The 17,955-nt window shown below is 64.4% G+C and carries 14 protein-coding genes and 1 tRNA gene; 8 read left to right on the forward strand and 7 right to left on the reverse strand.

All coding sequences use genetic code 11. The features are described from left to right. The first annotated feature begins 37 nt into the window (after nucleotides 1-37). From folE2 to BMI91_RS02365, 3 genes are all read left to right on the forward strand, one after another. Nucleotides 38-1,132 (forward strand): GTP cyclohydrolase FolE2, encoded by a 1,095-nt coding sequence (gene folE2, locus BMI91_RS02355; protein ID WP_078603837.1) that lies wholly within the window; start codon nucleotides 38-40, stop codon nucleotides 1,130-1,132. Between the two features lie 236 nt (nucleotides 1,133-1,368). Next, nucleotides 1,369-3,819 carry an ATP-dependent helicase gene (locus BMI91_RS02360; RefSeq protein WP_078603838.1) on the forward strand — a complete coding sequence of 817 codons (2,451 nt, stop codon included), beginning with the start codon at nucleotides 1,369-1,371 and terminating at the stop codon, nucleotides 3,817-3,819. 199 nt (nucleotides 3,820-4,018) lie between these two features. Next, on the forward strand, nucleotides 4,019-5,323 hold the full coding sequence (locus BMI91_RS02365) for a DUF3422 family protein (protein WP_078603839.1): 1,305 nt from the start codon (nucleotides 4,019-4,021) through the stop codon (nucleotides 5,321-5,323). On the opposite strand, the gene ybaK is transcribed toward BMI91_RS02365, so the two are convergent. The 5 genes from ybaK to BMI91_RS02390 form a co-directional block, all read right to left on the reverse strand. Then, nucleotides 5,317-5,796 carry a Cys-tRNA(Pro) deacylase gene (ybaK, locus tag BMI91_RS02370; protein ID WP_078603840.1) on the reverse strand — a complete coding sequence of 160 codons (480 nt, stop codon included), beginning with the start codon at nucleotides 5,794-5,796 and terminating at the stop codon, nucleotides 5,317-5,319. The two genes, BMI91_RS02365 and ybaK, sit on opposite strands and share 7 nt — an antisense overlap. Nucleotides 5,797-5,804: 8 nt before the next feature. After that, entirely contained in the window at nucleotides 5,805-6,632 is an 828-nt protein-coding gene (locus tag BMI91_RS02375; protein ID WP_078603841.1) for an aldo/keto reductase, read from the reverse strand. 132 nt (nucleotides 6,633-6,764) lie between these two features. Next, nucleotides 6,765-8,309 carry a choline-sulfatase gene (gene betC / locus BMI91_RS02380; protein ID WP_078603842.1) on the reverse strand — a complete coding sequence of 515 codons (1,545 nt, stop codon included), beginning with the start codon at nucleotides 8,307-8,309 and terminating at the stop codon, nucleotides 6,765-6,767. A 105-nt stretch (nucleotides 8,310-8,414) separates the two neighbouring features. Next, a complete protein-coding gene (locus BMI91_RS20275) occupies nucleotides 8,415-10,736 on the reverse strand; it encodes a Hint domain-containing protein (protein WP_146683990.1) in 2,322 nt (773 codons plus the stop codon). Between the two features lie 269 nt (nucleotides 10,737-11,005). Further along, a tRNA-Ile gene (locus BMI91_RS02390) sits at nucleotides 11,006-11,082 on the reverse strand. Between the two features lie 135 nt (nucleotides 11,083-11,217). Here BMI91_RS02390 and purM point away from each other — a divergent pair. The 4 genes from purM (at nucleotide 11,218) to rnd (ending at nucleotide 14,966) form a co-directional block, all read left to right on the forward strand. Beyond that, nucleotides 11,218-12,264, forward strand: coding sequence for a phosphoribosylformylglycinamidine cyclo-ligase (purM, locus tag BMI91_RS02395; RefSeq protein WP_078603843.1), 1,047 nt, complete (start codon nucleotides 11,218-11,220; stop codon nucleotides 12,262-12,264). Further along, nucleotides 12,261-12,848, forward strand: coding sequence for a phosphoribosylglycinamide formyltransferase (gene purN / locus BMI91_RS02400; protein ID WP_078603844.1), 588 nt, complete (start codon nucleotides 12,261-12,263; stop codon nucleotides 12,846-12,848). The genes purM and purN overlap by 4 nt, the downstream gene beginning before the upstream one ends. Nucleotides 12,849-12,928: 80 nt before the next feature. After that, a complete protein-coding gene (locus tag BMI91_RS02405; RefSeq protein WP_078603845.1) occupies nucleotides 12,929-13,681 on the forward strand; it encodes an acetyltransferase domain-containing protein in 753 nt (250 codons plus the stop codon). 121 nt (nucleotides 13,682-13,802) lie between these two features. Beyond that, nucleotides 13,803-14,966 carry a ribonuclease D gene (gene rnd, locus BMI91_RS02410; protein ID WP_078519496.1) on the forward strand — a complete coding sequence of 388 codons (1,164 nt, stop codon included), beginning with the start codon at nucleotides 13,803-13,805 and terminating at the stop codon, nucleotides 14,964-14,966. A 232-nt stretch (nucleotides 14,967-15,198) separates the two neighbouring features. Here rnd and BMI91_RS02415 read toward each other — a convergent pair whose 3' ends face one another. After that, complete coding sequence (locus tag BMI91_RS02415; RefSeq protein WP_078519497.1) at nucleotides 15,199-15,696, reverse strand: hypothetical protein; 498 nt, start codon at nucleotides 15,694-15,696, stop codon at nucleotides 15,199-15,201. 138 nt (nucleotides 15,697-15,834) lie between these two features. On the opposite strand from BMI91_RS02415, the gene BMI91_RS02420 reads away from it, so the two are divergent. Continuing rightward, nucleotides 15,835-16,263 (forward strand): SufE family protein, encoded by a 429-nt coding sequence (locus BMI91_RS02420; RefSeq protein ID WP_078603846.1) that lies wholly within the window; start codon nucleotides 15,835-15,837, stop codon nucleotides 16,261-16,263. Nucleotides 16,264-16,510: 247 nt separating this feature from the next. Here BMI91_RS02420 and BMI91_RS02425 read toward each other — a convergent pair whose 3' ends face one another. Then, on the reverse strand, nucleotides 16,511-17,944 hold the full coding sequence (locus tag BMI91_RS02425; RefSeq protein WP_078603847.1) for an NAD(P)(+) transhydrogenase (Re/Si-specific) subunit beta: 1,434 nt from the start codon (nucleotides 17,942-17,944) through the stop codon (nucleotides 16,511-16,513). Between the last annotated feature and the right edge of the window lie 11 nt (nucleotides 17,945-17,955).

The raw sequence follows: 17,955 nt of genomic DNA on the forward strand, positions 1-17,955 counted from the left end.
CATATCTGGCGGGACCGGGCGCTCCGGAGGACAGGATATGAACGTGCAAGGCAGGATCGAGACCCCCGACAATGACGACGCCCGCGCCGCGCTCGACGTGCTGCGCGCATGGGCGGCGAAGGCCGACCCGGTCGAGGTCGCACAGCTCGATCCGGCGATCGCGCGGCTGCTGCCGGGCCACGAGGTCTCGAACTATCCCGATCTGAGCCGCGACTACGACGCGGATTTCGAGGCGGACGAGACCTACAAGGCGACGATGCCCGACCTGCAGAACGGCCCGTCCTCGCTGATCGTAGGCGCCCATACCCGGATCGAACATGTCGGCATCTCGAATTTCCGCCTGCCGGTGCGGTTTCATACCCGCGACAATGGCGATCTGACGCTGGAGGCGTCGGTCACCGGGACGGTCAGCCTCGAAGCGGAGAAGAAGGGCATCAACATGTCCCGCGTGATGCGCAGCTTCTACACCCACGCGGAGAAGACCTTCTCCTTCGAGGTGATGGAAGCCGCGCTCGACGATTACATGGATGATCTCGAGAGCTTCGACGCCCGTCTGATGATGCGGGTCTCTTTCCCGGTGAAGCGGCCCTCGCTGCGCTCCGGGCTGGAAGGCTGGCAGTATTACGATATCGCGCTGGAGCTGATAGAGACGGCCGGGGTGCGCACCAAGGTGATCCACCTCGATTACGTCTATTCCTCGACCTGCCCGTGCTCGCTGGAGCTGTCCGAACATGCCCGCGCCACCCGCGGCCAGCTGGCGACGCCCCATTCGCAGCGCTCCGTCGCGCGGATCTCGGCCGTGGTCGAGCCCGGCGAGGTGCTGTGGTTCGAGGATATGATCGATCTCGCCCGCGCCGCCGTGCCCACCGAGACGCAGGTCATGGTCAAGCGCGAGGACGAACAGGCCTTCGCCGAACTGAACGCCGCCAACCCGATCTTCGTCGAGGATGCCGTGCGCGCCTTCGCCGAGCGCCTTCTTGCGGAACCGCGCGTCGGTGATTTCCGCATCGTGGCCAGCCATCAGGAAAGCCTGCACAGCCATGACGCCGTGGCCATGCTGACCGAGGGCGAGACCTTCGCATCCGCCAGCGTCGATCCGAAGCTGTTCGCCACACTGATCCATCAGGGCTGAGCCCGGGTACGGGGCGCTGTCCCGGCGCGCGTTGATGCGCGTTGCAGGCGGTGAGGGGGCGCTGCCCCCCGCGCGCGTCTGCGCGCATCACAATTGGTAAGGGGGCTCTGCCCCCGCCCTCAGGGCCCCCGGGATATTTTCACAAGAGCGAAGAGAGGCGCGGAAGCTCACGTCAGGCGAACATATGCCGAACATGCCCCTTTCCCTCTGAGGGCCGAACCGCTAGATTGCCTCCCATGAATTGGGCTGATGACGACGATCCGTATGAAGGGGCTGCGAGCCTGTCGCAACGTGCCATGGCGGGCGCCATGCAAGCGCGGAGCGCGCCGTATCTCGATGATCTGAATCCTGAACAACGAAAGGCTGTCGAGATACTTGATGGACCTTTGTTGATTCTCGCGGGGGCCGGTACGGGTAAGACGAAAACGCTTATGGCAAGGATTGCGCATCTCGTCACCCAAAGGCGTGCAAGGTCTGACGAAATCTTAGCGGTTACTTTTACCAATAAAGCAGCCCGAGAGATGAAGGACCGCCTTGAAAGGACGCCCTTCCATTTGAATGAGCCAATTAGATGGATGGGAACTTTTCATGCAATTTGCGTGAAGCTGTTGCGTCGCCACGCCGAGCTGGTGGGGCTGAAGTCGAATTTCACCATTCTCGATACCGACGACCAGATCCGGTTGCTCAAGCAGCTGATCGTTGCGGCCAATATGGACGAGAAGCGTTGGCCTGCGCGGCAATTGGCGGGCCTAATCGACGGCTGGAAGAACAAGGCGCTGACGCCCGAGAAGGTCTCGGGCCGCGAGACGGCCGCCTTCGACAATCGCGGGTCCGAGCTGTACGCGGCCTATCAGGCGCGGCTGAAGACGCTCAACGCGGTCGATTTCGGCGATCTGCTGCTGCACATGGTCACGATCTTCCAGACCCACGGGGATGTGCTCGCGCAATATCAGCGCTGGTTCAAATACATCCTCGTCGACGAGTATCAGGATACGAACGTCGCGCAGTACCTGTGGCTGCGGCTTCTGGCGCAGGGCCACAAGAATATCTGCTGCGTGGGCGATGACGACCAGTCGATCTATGGCTGGCGGGGCGCCGAGGTCGGCAACATCCTGAAATTCGAGAAGGATTTTCCCGGCGCCGCGGTGATCCGACTGGAGCAGAATTACCGCTCGACCGCGCATATCCTCTCTGCCGCGTCGGGGCTGATCACGGCCAATGAAGGGCGTCTGGGCAAGGAGCTCTGGACCGAGGCCGAGGGCGGCGAAAAGGTGCACCTGATCGGCCATTGGGACGGCGAGGAAGAAGCCCGCTGGATCGGCGAAGAGGTCGAGGCGATCCAGCGCGGGACCCGTGGCAATCCGCCGATCAGCCTGAATTCGCAGGCCATTCTCGTGCGCGCCTCGCATCAGATGCGCGCCTTCGAGGATCGGTTCCTGACCATCGGTCTGCCCTATCGCGTCATCGGCGGTCCGCGCTTCTACGAGCGGCTCGAGATTCGCGACGCGATGGCCTATTTCCGCCTCGTGACCTCGCCCGATGACGATCTGGCTTTCGAGCGGATCATCAACACGCCCAAGCGCGGCCTTGGCGACAAGGCGCAGCAGCGCATTCAGGTCGCCGCGCGCGAGAACGGGCTGAGCCTTCTGGACGGCGCGCGGCTCTTGGTGGCCGAAGGCGCGCTGTCGGGCAAGGCGGGTGGGCAGCTGCGGCTGTTCGTCGAGAACGTCGCGCGCTGGCATGAGGAGGTCGTGCAGGCCTCGCCCGCGACCGCTGTGACGCGGGCCGAGGATGACGATCTGCTGATCGAGCCTGCCGAGGATGGTGTGGCGCCCGCGAATGATCTCAGCCATGTGCGTCTGGCCGAACGGATCCTCGAGGAATCCGGCTATGTCGAGATGTGGCAGAACGACAAGACGCCGGAAGCGCCCGGGCGGCTCGAGAACCTCAAGGAACTCGTCAAGGCGCTGGAGCAGTTCGACAATCTGCAGGGCTTCCTCGAACACGTCGCGCTGATCATGGACAACGACAAGGCCGAGACCGAGGAGAAGGTCTCGATCATGACGCTGCACGCGGCCAAGGGCTTGGAATTCCCCGTGGTCTTCCTGCCGGGCTGGGAGGACGGGTTGTTCCCGTCGCAGCGCTCGATGGATGAGAGCGGCCTGAAGGGGCTCGAGGAAGAGCGGCGTCTGGCCTATGTCGGCATCACCCGCGCCGAGGAGCTTTGCACGATTTCCTTTGCGGGTAACCGCCGCGTCTATGGCCAGTGGCAAAGCCAGATGCCCTCGCGCTTCATCGACGAATTGCCACCTGCCCATATCGACGTCCTGACGCCTCCGGGGCTCTACGGTGGTGGCATGAACGGGGGCGGCTTCGGCGGGTCCAGCGCGATGGAAGACCGCGTCTCGCGCGCCGATGTCTACAACTCGCCGGGATGGCGGCGGCTGCAAAACGCGCAATCGCGCGGGACCAGCCAGCCCCGCGAGGCGCGCCATATGGTGATCGACGCCAAGGGCGAGAGCGATTACGAGATCGGCGACCGGGTCTTCCACAAGAAGTTCGGCTATGGCGAGGTGATGGGCTCGGAAGGCGACAAGCTCGTCGTGGAATTCGACAAGGCGGGCGAGAAGCGTCTGCTGTCGAGCTTCGTCGTGCCCGCCGCCGATGCCGACGACGTGCCGTTTTAACCCTTCGCCCTTCGCCTTGGCGCAAATATCCCGGGGGTGAGGCCGTCAGGCCGAGGGGGCAGCGCCCCCTGCCCCGTCGCGATCCGCGCGGCTCTGTGGCAGATTTGCCCGGTATTCCGATGCATGCCGTCAAACGCTTGATCAGCGGGGAATTTCGCCGCAGCTAGAGGGTCACACCCGCGTGAGCGAGACTTGAAAGATGACCGCCGATCCAAAGCCCCACCTGCCCGATCATCCGCAGCGCTATGCGCTTGTGAACGAATTGCACGCCCGCCCCTATCCGAAACTGGGCGTGCCGGGACATGCGGTCTATGTCGCATTCAAGGAGCCGCGCGATGCCGCCAATCGCGACCGCAGCAAGGATCACGATCACCTCGTCGATCTGCTGACGCGTCATGGCGCGGCGCAGCCGAAGGCGGGGATCACCCATTACGGCGGCAAGATCGGGCGCCACGAGGTGAAATGGGAAAGCCATACCGAGTTCACCACCTATCTCGCGTTCGGCAAGGGCGTGTCGTCGCGCGCCTTCGACCCGGCGGAGACCGAGATCTACCCCGATAGCTGGATCGATGCGGCGCCCGGCGGACGGATCGCAGCGGTGCAGATTCGCATCGAGGAGCTGCCCGAGAACCCCGACGACATCTCGCCGCTGCTGGAGCAATGGTTCGTCACCGAAAGCCTCGTCTGCACCTGGGTGCTCGACGGGGCGGCGGTGGTCGCGGGCGATTTCCGGATCGACCCGAACGGGCAGATGCGCTTTGCCGTCTTCGCGCGACCCGGCACCGGGCCCGGGCGGATCGGGCGCACGGTGCAGCGGCTTTGCGAGCTGGAAACCTATCGCGCGATGTCGATGCTGGGGCTGGCGCGGGCGCGCGACCTGTCGAAGCGGCTCAATGCGCTCGACCCGCGTCTGACCGAGATCGTCGACGGGATGGGCAATGACGCCAATTCCGCCGAAGAGACGCTGCACGACCTGCTGGAAATCTCCGCCGAGCTGGAGAGCCTCGCTGTGCAACATTCCTTCCGCTTCTCCGCGACCGGTGCCTATGAGGCGATCGTGCGCGAGCGGGTGGAGGCCCTACGCGAGAGCCGCTTCGAGGGGCGACAGAAGCTCAGCGAATTCATGGCTCGGCGCTACGATCCGGCGGTGCGCACGGTCAAATCGGCCGAAACGCGGCTGCGCCAGATGGTGACGCGGGCGGCGCGCGCGGGCGAGCTCTTGCGCACGCGGGTCGATGTGGAACGCTCGGCGCAGAACCAGAAAGTGCTGGAAAGCATGGATCGCCGGTCGGACCTTCAACTGCGCCTGCAGCACACGGTCGAGGGGCTGTCGGTGGTCGCGATCAGCTATTATGCGATCTCGGTCGCGGGCTACCTCGCCTATCCGCTCTCGAAGAAGATCGGACTGAGCAAAGAGCTGATGATGGCGGGGCTGACGCCGATCGTGATCCTCGCGGTCTGGCTGATGATCCGGCGCATCCGCAAGGGGATGGGCGGTCACTGATCGGCGATGAGGGGCTTTGCCTCGCCCCGCGCGGCTGACAGCGCCGCAGCGGGACGAAGTTCGATCATCAGCCCGCGCTTGCCGCCGTTCAAGATGATTGTGCCATGGCCAAGCGCGCTCTGCTCAAACGCGGCGGGGCTTGACCGTTTCTGCCCGAAGGGGCTGATGCCGCCGGTGCGAAACCCGGTCAGCTTCTCGGCCTTGGCGGGCTCCATCATCTTCGCGGATTTCCCGCCGAAAGCTGCGGCCACCTTCTTCATCGACAGCATCGCATCAGACGGGATCACCGCGCAGGCGGGCTTGCCATCCACCTCGACCATCAGGGTCTTGAGAACCCGCGAAGGCTCCACTCCGAGCGCCTCAGCCGCATGGAGGCCGATCTTCTCCTGACCGGCCTCATAGGCATATTCGTGCAGATCGAAGGCGAGCTTGGCGCGGGTCAGCGCCTGCGTCGCAGGGGTGGCATGACCCATCGGGCTCCTCAGAAATCGGCGGTGGCGGGGTCCGGCCCGATGCGGCCTTCCGCGCTGTCGATATCCTTGATCTGCGCCATCTCATCCTCGGTCAACTCGAAATCGAACACGTCGATATTCTCGCGCATCCGCTCGTGATTAGCGGATTTCGGGATCGTCACGCAGCCCAGCTGAATCTGCCAGCGCAGCGTGACCTGTGCTGCCGACTTGCCATAGCGCGCCGCGATCTCGGTGAGGATCGGGTTCGAGAGCGCCTCGCCCTGCCCCAGCGGCGACCAGCATTCGGTGGTGATGCCGAGCTTTTCATGCACCTCGCGCTGCGCGGCCTGCTGGAAGCGCGGATGCAGCTCGATCTGGTTGATCGCGGGCGCCTCGCCGGTCTCCTCGATCAGCCGCTCGAGATGGTCGGGCAGGAAGTTCGACACGCCGATCGCGCGGATGCGGCCTGCGTCGCGCAGCTCGATCAGCGCTTTCCACGTCTCGACATATTTGTCTTTGGTGGGCATCGGCCAATGGATCAGGTAGAGATCGAGATAATCGAAGCCCAGTTTGCCCATCGTCTCGTCGAAGGCGCGCTTGGTCTCGTCATAGCCCTGCCGGTCGTTCCAGAGCTTCGAGGTCACGAAGATGTCTTCGCGCGCCACGGCGCTTTGCGCGATGCCGCGGCCCACGCCCGCCTCGTTGCCGTAAGCGGCGGCGGTGTCGATATGGCGATAGCCCGCGTCGAGCGCGTTTTCGATGATGGCGGGCGCATCGGCATCGTCCATTTTCCAGACGCCGAGGCCAAGCTGCGGGATCTTGATGCCGTCATTGAGGGTGAGGGTCGGAACGCTCATGGTCGATCTCCTGTCTGCCTGTTGGGTTGGACAACAGCTTAGGGCGGCGCGGCGTTCCGGAAAGGCGCTCACGGGGTAGTGAAAGGCCCTAGGGATTGGCCCGGGGCTGGCGCGCCCCGGGCCCGCGAGATCTTACTCGCCGCGCGGGAAGCGTTTGTTTTCTTCCAGCACGTTGAGGTCCATGTGATTGCGCATATAGGCCTCGGAAGCTTTCTTGAGCGGCTGATAATCCCACGGATACTGGCCGCCCTGACTGAGCGCCTCGTAGACGACCCAGCGGCGCGCCTGACTGGCCCGGACCTCCGCGTCGAAACGATCCAGATCCCAGCGCGCGGCGGCTTCGGCTTTCAGCTCGGCATAGGCCTCGGCATGGGCAGGATCGTCTGCGAGGTTGGTCAATTCATGCGGATCGGCCTCGACGTCGAAGAGCTGATCGGGATCGAGATTGCACAGGTTCAGCTTGTAGCGCCCTTTGCGCAGGCTCACGAGCGGCGCGTAAGACGCCTCGGCCGCATACTCCATCGCGACCGCCTCTGCGCGGGGTTCGCGCTTGGCCTGCGGCAGCAGCGAATGCCCGTCGAGCCAGGGCGCGATCTCGTCGAGCGAGATGCCCGCCAGATCACACAGCGTCGGCGTGACGTCGATCGTCGAGACCGGATCGGAAACCAGCCCCGGCTCCAGCCCCGGCACCGAGATCATCAGCGGCACGCGGGACGAGCCCTCGTAGAAGCTCATCTTGAACCACAGCCCCCGCGCGCCCAGCATGTCGCCGTGATCGGAGACGAAGAGGATCGTGGCCTCCTGCCGGGTGTCTTCGAGCACCTGCAGCAGCTCGCCGATCTTGTCGTCGAGATAGGACAGGTTCGCGAAATAGGCGCGGCGCGAGCGGCGGATATCTTCGGTCGTGATATTGAACTCGCGCCAGTCATTGGCGTCGAAAATCCGCTTCGAGTGGTTGTCCTGCTCCTCGTAGGGGATCGTGCCGACCTCGGGTTCGAGATGGTCGCAATCCTCGTAGAGATCCCAGTATTTCTTGCGCGCGACGTAGGGGTCATGCGGATGGGTGAAGCTGACGGTCAGCATCCACGGGCGCGCATCATTGCCCCGCGCCAGATCGTAGAGCTTCATCTTCGTCTCATGGGCGACGTTGTCGTCATATTCCATCTGGTTGGAAATCTCGGCTACCCCTGCCCCGGTCACCGAGCCCATATTGTGATACCACCAGTCGATCCGCTCGCCGGGCTTGCGGTAATCCGGGGTCCAGCCGAAATCGGCGGGGTAGATATCGGTGGTCAGTCGCTCTTCGAACCCGTGAAGCTGATCGGGGCCCACGAAATGCATCTTGCCCGAGAGGCAGGTCTGGTAGCCCGCGCGGCGCAAGTGGTGGGCATAGGTCGGAATGTCCGAGCGGAACTCGGCCGCGTTGTCATAGACGCCCGTGGTCGAGGGAAGCTGGCCCGACATGAAGGCCGCCCGTCCCGGCGCACACAAGGGCGAGCCGGTATAGGCGTTCTCAAACCGCACGGAACGCTCGGCCAGCTTGCGCAGGTTGGGCGTGTGCAGCCACTCCGCCGGACCGTCGGGAAAGAGCGTACCGTTAAGCTGGTCGACCATCAGAATCAGGATATTCGGGCGCGGCTTGCTGTCGTCCTTGGCGGCGGTTTCGAGGTCAGGCATAGCGGCGCGCTCCTTTTATTGATCCACGGGTCAATAACCCCTGTAGCGATCCGGAGCGGGGGAACGCAAGGGCAAGCAGGTCGCACGGAAGTGGCTCTTGCCCGATCAGGCGGCCACGATGATCCGGGCTTCGTGGCGCTTCAGGCTGGGCCGCGCGGCGAGGTAGCTTTCGACTTTGCCGTCCAGTTCGGGGAACAGCGCAAGCAATTCTGCCCGTTGAGCCTGATCCATATCGTTCATCGTCGCCTGCCCCGGCTGGAAGCTCTCGGTCCAGAGCCCGTCGGAGAAAACGATCTCGTGATTGTCGAACATCACGTGGATATAGGTGACCGCCTCGGCCTCTTCGTCGATCTCGATCCCCGGCAGTCCGACAAGATGGCGCGCGGCAGCCAGCACCTCCGGCTCGCCCGCGATCAGCTGCGCGCGCGGCCCGGTCAGCAGGATGCGGTGCTGCGGCGAGACGCGCATCTCGCGCTCGGGCTGGTTCGCGCCCAGCGCGCCCGGTGCGATCTTGATGGAGCGGAATTCCGGCTTCGCCAGCAGTTCCGCCGCGCTGAGCGCACGGGTGCCAATCCAGCGGATGACCTGAAAGCCGCTGTCGCGAGTCAGAATGCGATCGCCGACCTGCAGGCTTTCGACCGCGCGGGCGCCGCTATGCGTCGCGATCAAGGTGCCCGGCGTGAAGCAGGGGATGACCTTTTCGATATTCGAGAAGTTGACCGTGCCGACGACCGCGCCATTGCCGTCATAGAAATCGATCGTGCCGTTTTCCGGGTTCGCCGCGTCACGATGCACGGCGACATTGTCCCAGCCCCAGTCGCTGAGGTCGATGATGTCGAAATCGTCGCCCGTCTCCGAGCCGTCGATCGTGTCGCCGGGGACGAGGTCGATGAACCTGTCGGCATCCGCGCCGCCGACGAGAGTGTCGCCGCCGCCGCCCGAGAGCGTATCATTGCCCGCGCCGCCGTCGAGTTGGTCGCTCCCGGCCCCGCCCTGCAGGACGTCGTTCCCGTCGCCACCGAAGAGCGTATCATCGCCGGTGCCGCCAACGAGGCTGTCATTGCCTTCGTCGCCGTAAAGCGAGTCGTTTCCCGATCCGCCCAGCACGGTGTCGTTGCCGGTGCCGCCGTAGAGGATGTCATCCGCGCCCGCGCCGTCGATATAGTCGTCGCCGCCATTGCCGTAGAAGACGTTGGTGTAGCCATCCGTCGGGTCCGAGGAGGCGCCGTCGAAGCCGATCAGCGTGTCGTTGCCTGCCGAGCCGTAAATCCCGTCGACGCCGCTGAGCGTATCGCCCGTCGCATCGCCGCCCGTGGCCGTTCCCGCGCCGAGGTTGATGTTCACCGCGCTCGCGGAATCGGAATAGTCGACATAGTCCATGCCGGTTCCGCCCGACAGGATATCGCCGCCCGCGCCGCCATGCAGCGTGTCGTTGCCCGTGCCGCCGTCGAGCGTATCGGTCCCCGCCCCGCCGTCGAGCGAGTCGTTGCCCGCGCCGCCGATCAGCCGGTCATTCCCGAGACCGCCGATCAGCGTGTCGTTACCGATGCCACCGTCGAGCCAGTCATTATCCGCGCCGCCATCGAGGGAATCGTTGCCGTCGTTGCCGGTGAGCGTGTCGTTTCCGCTGCCACCGAGGAGCGTGTCATTGCCAGTGCCGCCGATCAGCGAGTCATTGCCCGACCCGCCATCGATCGAATCGTCGCCCGTGCCGCCATCGACCGTGTCGTTGCCGAGCCCGGCCAGCACGGTATCGTTGCCGCCATAGGCGCGGATGTAGTCGTCATTGCCGCTGCTGCCCGCGAGCCCCGCATCGTTATTGTCCACGCGGTCGGAGCCATTCGCGATCGGCTCGACGTAGTTCACGTCGATCCGGTCCGCGCTATCGGTGCCGTCGACGTAGCCGTCGTCGAAGCCGGTGACGTAGCGATCCTGCGCGAGATTGGTGTTTTGATAGCTCACCGCTGAGCCGATGATCATCGACTGGATCGGTTTGGCCTCATAGGCCGCCGTGGTTGCATTATTCGACAGTTCCGGCGCGAGGAACACTTCGCCCGTCGTGGTCTGCACGAGGACCGATTGCACATTCGCCGTGGTGCCGTCGGTGTAGGTGATGGTCGTGTTGTAGACCACCAGACCGTCATAGGTGAAATCGCGAACGCCCTGACCGTCACCGATATCGGTCCGGATCGTGTCGTTGGACGTGTTGTTATTGGTGTCGAGAACGCCACTCGAGCCGCCATTGTCGATCAGCGTTGCTTCGGTGATGTGGCTGAACAGCGGATCGGTGGAGGACCCGGCGGAGGCGTTCTGGAGAAGGTTGTAATTCTCCATGCTCGAATTTCCCTCTTGGGAATCCAAGTAGTAGATATTGCCGTTCGCGTCCTCGGCGACGCCGAGATATATCCAGTTGAACGTCGTGGCCATGTCGCCGCTGCTTTACCTTGTTTCTGCCGGACAGGCCCGCGAGGGACCGGTCTCCGACTTTCGAAGACTGTGCAAAAATATCGGGGCCTATGACGTGGCTGCTCGATTTTTATAGTTACTGATACTCTAACAAGGCCCTCATTTGGCGCGGGTTCGTGATCGTCTCACGGCGCAAATTGGGCGAAATGGGGGCTTTCCGGGCGAGGCGACACGCATAGGGAGAGTCGTGGCAACACGGCCACGAAGCCGCGGAAATTTCGGCGGAAAACTGGTAGGCCCGGCAGGACTTGAACCCGCAACCAAGGCGTTATGAGCGCCCTGCTCTAACCAATTGAGCTACAGGCCCACCATTGCGTATTCCTCTAGTCAGGCCGCACGCGCGCGTCAAGAAAGCGCGCACCCCCATCCCCTTCGACGTTGCGGGGCGCGTGCGGTTACGCTAGGGCTTCGGCCAGGAGTTTACTTGCCGGAGTGCGCCGCGATGACCGAGAAAAAACAGGGCCTCACCTATGCCGATGCGGGCGTCGATATCGACGCGGGCAATGCTTTGGTGGACCGGATCAAACCCGCAGCCAAGCGCACGCAGCGCTCGGGCACGATGTCGGGTCTGGGCGGATTCGGCGCGCTGTTCGATCTGAAGGCGGCCGGCTACAACGATCCGATCCTCGTCGGCGCGACCGATGGCGTGGGCACCAAGCTGCGCATCGCGATCGACACCGGCAATGTCGACACGATCGGGATCGACCTCGTGGCGATGTGCGTCAACGATCTGGTCTGCCAAGGCGCGGAGCCGTTGTTTTTCCTTGATTATTTCGCGACAGGGAAGCTTGAACTGGATCAGGCCGCGCGCATCATCGAGGGCATCGCGGAAGGCTGCGCGCAATCGGGCTGCGCGCTGATCGGCGGCGAGACGGCGGAAATGCCGGGCATGTATTCCAAGGGCGATTTCGACCTCGCGGGCTTCGCGGTCGGCGCGATGGAGCGGGGCACCGACCTGCCCGCAGGCGTGGCCGAGGGCGACGTGCTTCTGGGCCTCGGCTCGAACGGTGTGCATTCCAACGGCTATTCCTTCGTGCGCAAGGTGGTCGCGATGTCCGGCCTCGGCTGGGACGCGGACTGCCCCTTCGATGAGGGCGCGCTTGGCGAGGCGCTGCTGGCGCCCACCCGGCTTTACGTCAAACAATGCCTGGCCGCGGTGCGCGCAGGCGGCGTTCACGCGCTGGCCCATATCACCGGCGGCGGCCTGACCGAGAACCTGCCCCGCGTTCTGCCCGAGGGCATGGGCGCGACGATCGACCTCGACGCGTGGGAACTGCCCGGCGTGTTCCGCTGGCTGGCCGAGACCGCTTCGATGGAAGAGCGCGAACTGCTCAAGACCTTCAATTGCGGCATCGGCATGATCGTCGTGGTCGCAGCGGACAAGGCCGACGAGGTCGCCACCCTGCTCGCAGGCGAAGGCGAGAGCGTCACCCGCATCGGCACCGTCACCGCCAATGAGGGCATCGCCTACGAGGGCGCGCTGCTGTGATCCGTGTCGCGATCCTGATCTCGGGCGGTGGCTCGAACATGGTCCGACTGGTCGAGAGCATGGCAGAGGACCACCCTGCCCGCCCGGTGCTCGTCGCATCGAACGACGCGCGGGCGTCAGGGCTGGAGAAGGCCGCGCGGATGGGCGTACCGACCGCCGCCATCGACCACCGCCCCTATGGCAAGGATCGCGCCGCGTTCGAGGCCGAGCTGCTGAAACCGATCCTCGCCGCGAAGCCCGATATCCTCTGCCTCGCGGGCTTCATGCGGGTGCTGACGCCGGAATTCGTGGCGCAGTTCGAGGGCCGGATGCTCAATATCCACCCCTCGCTCTTGCCGAAATATCCCGGTCTGCACACGCATAAGCGCGCGATCGAGGCGGGCGATGCGGTGGCGGGCTGCACCGTGCATGAGGTGACGCCGGTGCTCGATGACGGGCCGATCCTCGGTCAGGCGCGCGTTCCGATCGAGCCGGGCGACACGCCTGACGATCTGTCGGCCCGCGTGTTGGTGCAGGAACACCGCCTCTACCCGGCGGTGCTGCGCCGCTTCGCCGAGGGCGACCGCACGCCGGTCTTTCTGTAAGCGCCCATTTGTAAGCACGCTCACGCCGAAATGCGCCGCATCCGCTTGCGAGCGGCCGTCGCTTCGCGCATGACTGACGCATGGAAACGACCCCGGATACGGCCCCGCGCGGGCGCATGATCGCCCCCGACCTGATCCGGGCCGTGGCGCTGATCGGCATGGCGATCTTCCACCTGACCTACGATCTCGAGAATTTCGGCTTTGTGCCGCGTGGCACGGTGTTTCACCCCGCCTTCCTCGATTTCGCCCGCGTGGTCGCCAGCACCTTCATCTTCATGGCCGGCGCCAGCCTCGTGCTCGCCCATCGCCATGGCTTCCGTGCCGCCCCGTTCTGGAAGCGGATCGGCAAGGTGGTGGTCGCGGCGGCGCTGGTGAGTGCGGCGACCTATGTGATGATGCCGGAATACTTCATCTATTACGGCATCCTGCATTCCATCGCGGTCAGTTCGCTGATCGGTGCCGCGCTTCTGTTCCTGCCGTGGATCCTGCTGGCGGCGCTTGGCGTGATCGCGGTCTGGGTGCATCTGAACTACGCGTTCGAGCTGCTCAATCACCCGTGGCTGTGGTGGCTGGGGCTGTCGACGAAGTGGCGCCCCTCGATGGATTTCGAGCCGGTCTTCCCGTGGATCGGACCGTTCCTGATCGGCATGGGCGCGGCGAAACTGCTCGACCGTCTGGGCTATTGGAAACGGGCCGCGCGCTACCAGCCCGATCAGACGCGCGGGGTGATGAAAGTCGCGCTGTTTGCGGGGCGTCACACCCTGCCGATCTACCTGATCCACCAGCCGGTGCTCTACGGGCTGACCTGGGCCGCGTTCCTCCTTCAGCACTGAAACTGGCGCTTCTGCCACGCAAACCGGGCCGTAACACGCGCCGCCCTTCCCTTTTGCCCCATGAAGGTCTAGGGAATTTGCACCTGCGCGGGATGAGCCCGCACCGAATTGAAAGCGCGATATGCAGACCATCACCACGACCGAGGCCCTCGCGGCCTTCTGCGAAAAGGCCAAGCAAGAGCCCTACGTCACCGTCGACACCGAATTCCTGCGCGAGCGGACCTACTGGTCCAAGCTGTGCCTCGTGCAGATGGCGCTCCCCAATCATGGCGAGACCGAAGGCGAGGCCGTTCTGGTCGATCCGCTGTCCGACGATCTCTCGCTCGAGCCGCTCTACGATCTTTACCGCCACAAGGAGACCGTGAAGGTCTTCCACGCCGCGCGGCAGGATCTGGAGATTTTCTACACCGACGCGCAGGTCTTCCCCGATCCGCTGTTCGACACGCAGATCGCCGCGATGGTCTGCGGCTTCGGCGAGCAGGTGGGCTACGAGACGCTGGTGCGCAAGATCGCCAAGCAATCGCTCGACAAATCCTCGCGCTTCACCGACTGGTCGCGCCGTCCGCTGACCGAGGCGCAGAAGAAATATGCCATCGCCGATGTGACCCATCTGCGCGTGATCTACGAATTCCTCGACGAACAGCTGAAGAAAACCGGCCGCGATGCCTGGGTGGAAGAGGAAGAGGCGGTTCTGCTGAACCCCGAGACCTATATCAACCGCCCCGAAGAGGCGTGGAAGCGTGTGAAGACGCGGACCAATTCGGGTCGTTTCCTCGCCATCGTGCGCGAGCTGGCGCAGTTCCGCGAAGGCTACGCCCAGAACCGCAACATCCCGCGGAGCCGTATCTTCAAGGATGACGCGTTGCTGGAGCTGGCCTCGACCAAGCCCTCTTCGATCGAAGAGCTGGGCAAGTCGCGCCTGCTACTGCGCGAAGCTCGCAAGGGCGAGATCGCCGAGGGCATTCTGACGGCAGTGCGCGAAGGGCTGGAGATGCCCAACGAGAAGCTGCCCCGCCCCGACAATCAGGCCCAGCAATTGCAGGTCGACACCGCGCTCGGCGATCTGCTGCGGGTGCTTCTGAAGGCGAAATCGCAGCAGGCAGGCGTCGCCGCGAAGCTGATCGCGACATCCTCCGATCTGGATCGCATCGCCGCCGGCAAGCGCGACGTCGCCGCCCTGCAGGGCTGGCGCGCGGAGGTCTTCGGCACTGACGCGCTGCGTCTGGCCAAAGGCGAAGTGGCGCTGACCGCCGATAGCGGCGCGGTGAAGCTGATCGACGTGTGAGGTCACCAGAGGGCTGCGCCTGACCGCCGGGTGGGCGCCCCCTTCTTTGGTGGTCTTCGCTTTATCCCTGAAAGTTTCGGACGCGTTCAGTGCGCGCGCTGACACCCCACAAGCGCCCGCCCGTGGGGGCGCTTGGGCGCTGCCCGGGCCGCTGTCGCGGCTGATCCGGGCAAGGCGACAAGAAAAAGGCTCGGGGTCTCCCGAGCCTCATCTCAATCAACTGAAGTGACGATCAACGCGCGACGGACCGCGCGTTGGAGACGCCCTGCACGACGATTTTGCGCACGCCCTGCAGCTTGTAAGTGCTCAGGAACGCAGCCGCCGAAACCTCGCGCGACTGCGGGGTCATCACCCGGCGCGCATCGGGGCTGTCGGCGGGCGGCGGCGAAACCATGAAGACATAGGTCACCGTGCCGTTCTCATCCGGCGCACCGCCATTCAGCGGGACCAGATCGGTATCCCAATAGCCCTGCGTCGGCGGCAGGCCCATCGCGGTGATGATCGCACCCGAGGGGATCTTCTCGACCGAGAGCGAGGAAACCTGCGACACCTGCTGCTGGTTCGGCTTGCCGACCTTCACGGGGTAGCCGCCGCGCGGCGCGAGTGTTTCCACCGGTGCAGCCGTGTCGCGCCCGAACCAGTTGAACGGGTTGAGCTTGCTGTCACGGATTGTGCCGCAGCCTGCGGTGGTGAGCGTCAGGGCAAGTGCCGCGATCAGGGCTTTGTTCATGATGGCTCCGATACTGTCCCGGGTCTGGACCCGGATTTGTGGTAGCCCATTGTAGCGCTTTTGAAAAGCCGCGTCTGGACCCTCGGGCGCGAACCCGTTACCCAATAGGCAATTCCCTGTCCGTAGGAGCGAGTAACCATGGCGCGCGAAGCCTTTGAAGAGATTGCCGAGACCTTCGAATTTCTCGACGATTGGGAGGACCGCTACCGTCACGTGATCGAGCTGGGCCGCGAATTACCGCCCCTGGACGATGCGGTGAAGGTGCCCGCGACCAAGGTGGAGGGCTGTGCGAGCCAGGTCTGGCTGCTGCCCCGGATCGAGGGCGAGGGCCCGCAGGCGACCTTCGACTTTCAGGGCGAGAGCGATGCGATGATCGTTCAGGGCCTGATCGCGATCCTGCATGCGCTTTACTCCGGCCTGACGGCCGAGGACGTTCTGAAGGTCGACGCGCCCGCCGAGCTGGGCCGTCTGGGCCTGAACGACCACCTCTCGGCGCAGCGCTCGAACGGGTTGCGCGCGATGGTGGAGCGGATTCGCAAGCTGGCCGGTGAGGCCGTGGGGGCGTAAGGCCCTAGATTTTCCACTTAGCGACAGAGGGACGCGCCCGAGCCTCGGATGGGCGCGTTGCAACGCATGTGGCTGGGCGGTTTATCTCGCAAGCCCGAACAACTTCCATGCCCGCGCCGACATCGCCAATGCGCCCTCCCGGGGGGAGGGTCGGGCGCGGCCCGGGGCTAGTCGCCCCGAGCCAGTCATCCCAAACGAAAACGGCCGGTCCATCGACCGGCCGTTTCCAATTTTCCTGCCCTGCCGATCAGTCGATCAGCGGCAGCAGTTGGTTCACCGAGTCCTTGGCGTCGCCATAGAACATCCGGGTGTTCTCTTTGTAGAATAGCGGGTTCTCGATGCCCGAATAACCGGTGCCCTGACCGCGCTTCGAGACGAAGACCTGCTTGGCCCTCCACACTTCCAGAACCGGCATGCCGGCGATCGGCGAGTTCGGATCTTCTTGTGCGGCGGGGTTCACGATGTCGTTCGAACCGATGACGATCACCACGTCGGTATCCGGGAAGTCCTCGTTGATCTCGTCCATTTCCAGGACGATATCGTAAGGCACTTTCGCCTCGGCCAGCAGCACGTTCATGTGGCCCGGCAGACGGCCCGCGACCGGGTGGATCGCGAAGCGGACGTCCTTGCCCTGGCTGCGCAGCTTGCGGGTCAGTTCCGACACGGCTTGCTGAGCCTGCGCCACCGCCATGCCGTAGCCCGGCACGATGATCACGCTATCGGCGTCGCGCAGAGCCGAAGCCACGCCATCGGCGTCGATCGCGATCTGCTCGCCCTCGACTTCCATCGCGGGACCGGAGGTGCCGCCGAAGCCGCCGAGGATGACGCTGATAAACGAGCGGTTCATCGCCTTACACATGATGTAGGACAGGATCGCACCCGAGGAGCCGACCAGCGCGCCGACCACGATCAGAAGATCGTTGCCCAGCGAGAAGCCGATCGCCGCCGCGGCCCAGCCCGAATAGGAGTTCAGCATCGACACCACGACCGGCATATCGGCGCCGCCGATACCCATGATCAGGTGGTAACCGATGAAGAAGGCCAGAAGCGTCATCGCGATCAGCGCCCAGGCGCCCGCCCCGTTGATGAACAGGATCAGCAGGATCACCGAGAGGATCGCGGCTGCGGCGTTGAGCATGTGACCGCCCGGCAGCTTGGTGGCCTTCGAGGTCACCTTGCCCGCGAGCTTGCCGAAGGCGACAACCGAACCGGTGAAGGTCACGGCCCCGATGAACACGCCGAGGAACAGCTCGACGCGCAGGATCGACAGCTCGACCGGCGTCTTATGCGCGATCAGAGCGGCGAAGCCCTTCAGCGCGTGCTGCTCTTCCGCGCCCATCGCGCCGACGCGCGCCATCTCGATATAGGCGTTGTAGCCCACGAAGACGGCGGCGAGACCGACCAGCGAGTGCATCGCGGCCACAAGCTGAGGCATTTCCGTCATCTGCACCCGGTTCGCGACGAACCAGCCGATGATGCCACCGGCCGCGATCAGGATGACCGAGAGAAGCCACAGGCCCGAACCCGGGCCGATCAGCGTCGCCAGAACCGCAAGGCCCATGCCGACGATGCCATACCACACGGCCCGTTTCGCGCTTTCCTGCCCCGAAAGGCCGCCCAGCGAGAGGATGAAGAGAACTGCCGCGACGACATAGGCGGCGGTCGAGAATCCGTTTTCCATTACGTTCTCCC

This window comes from Thioclava sediminum (genome assembly GCF_002020355.1).
Lineage (GTDB): Bacteria > Pseudomonadota > Alphaproteobacteria > Rhodobacterales > Rhodobacteraceae > Thioclava > Thioclava sediminum.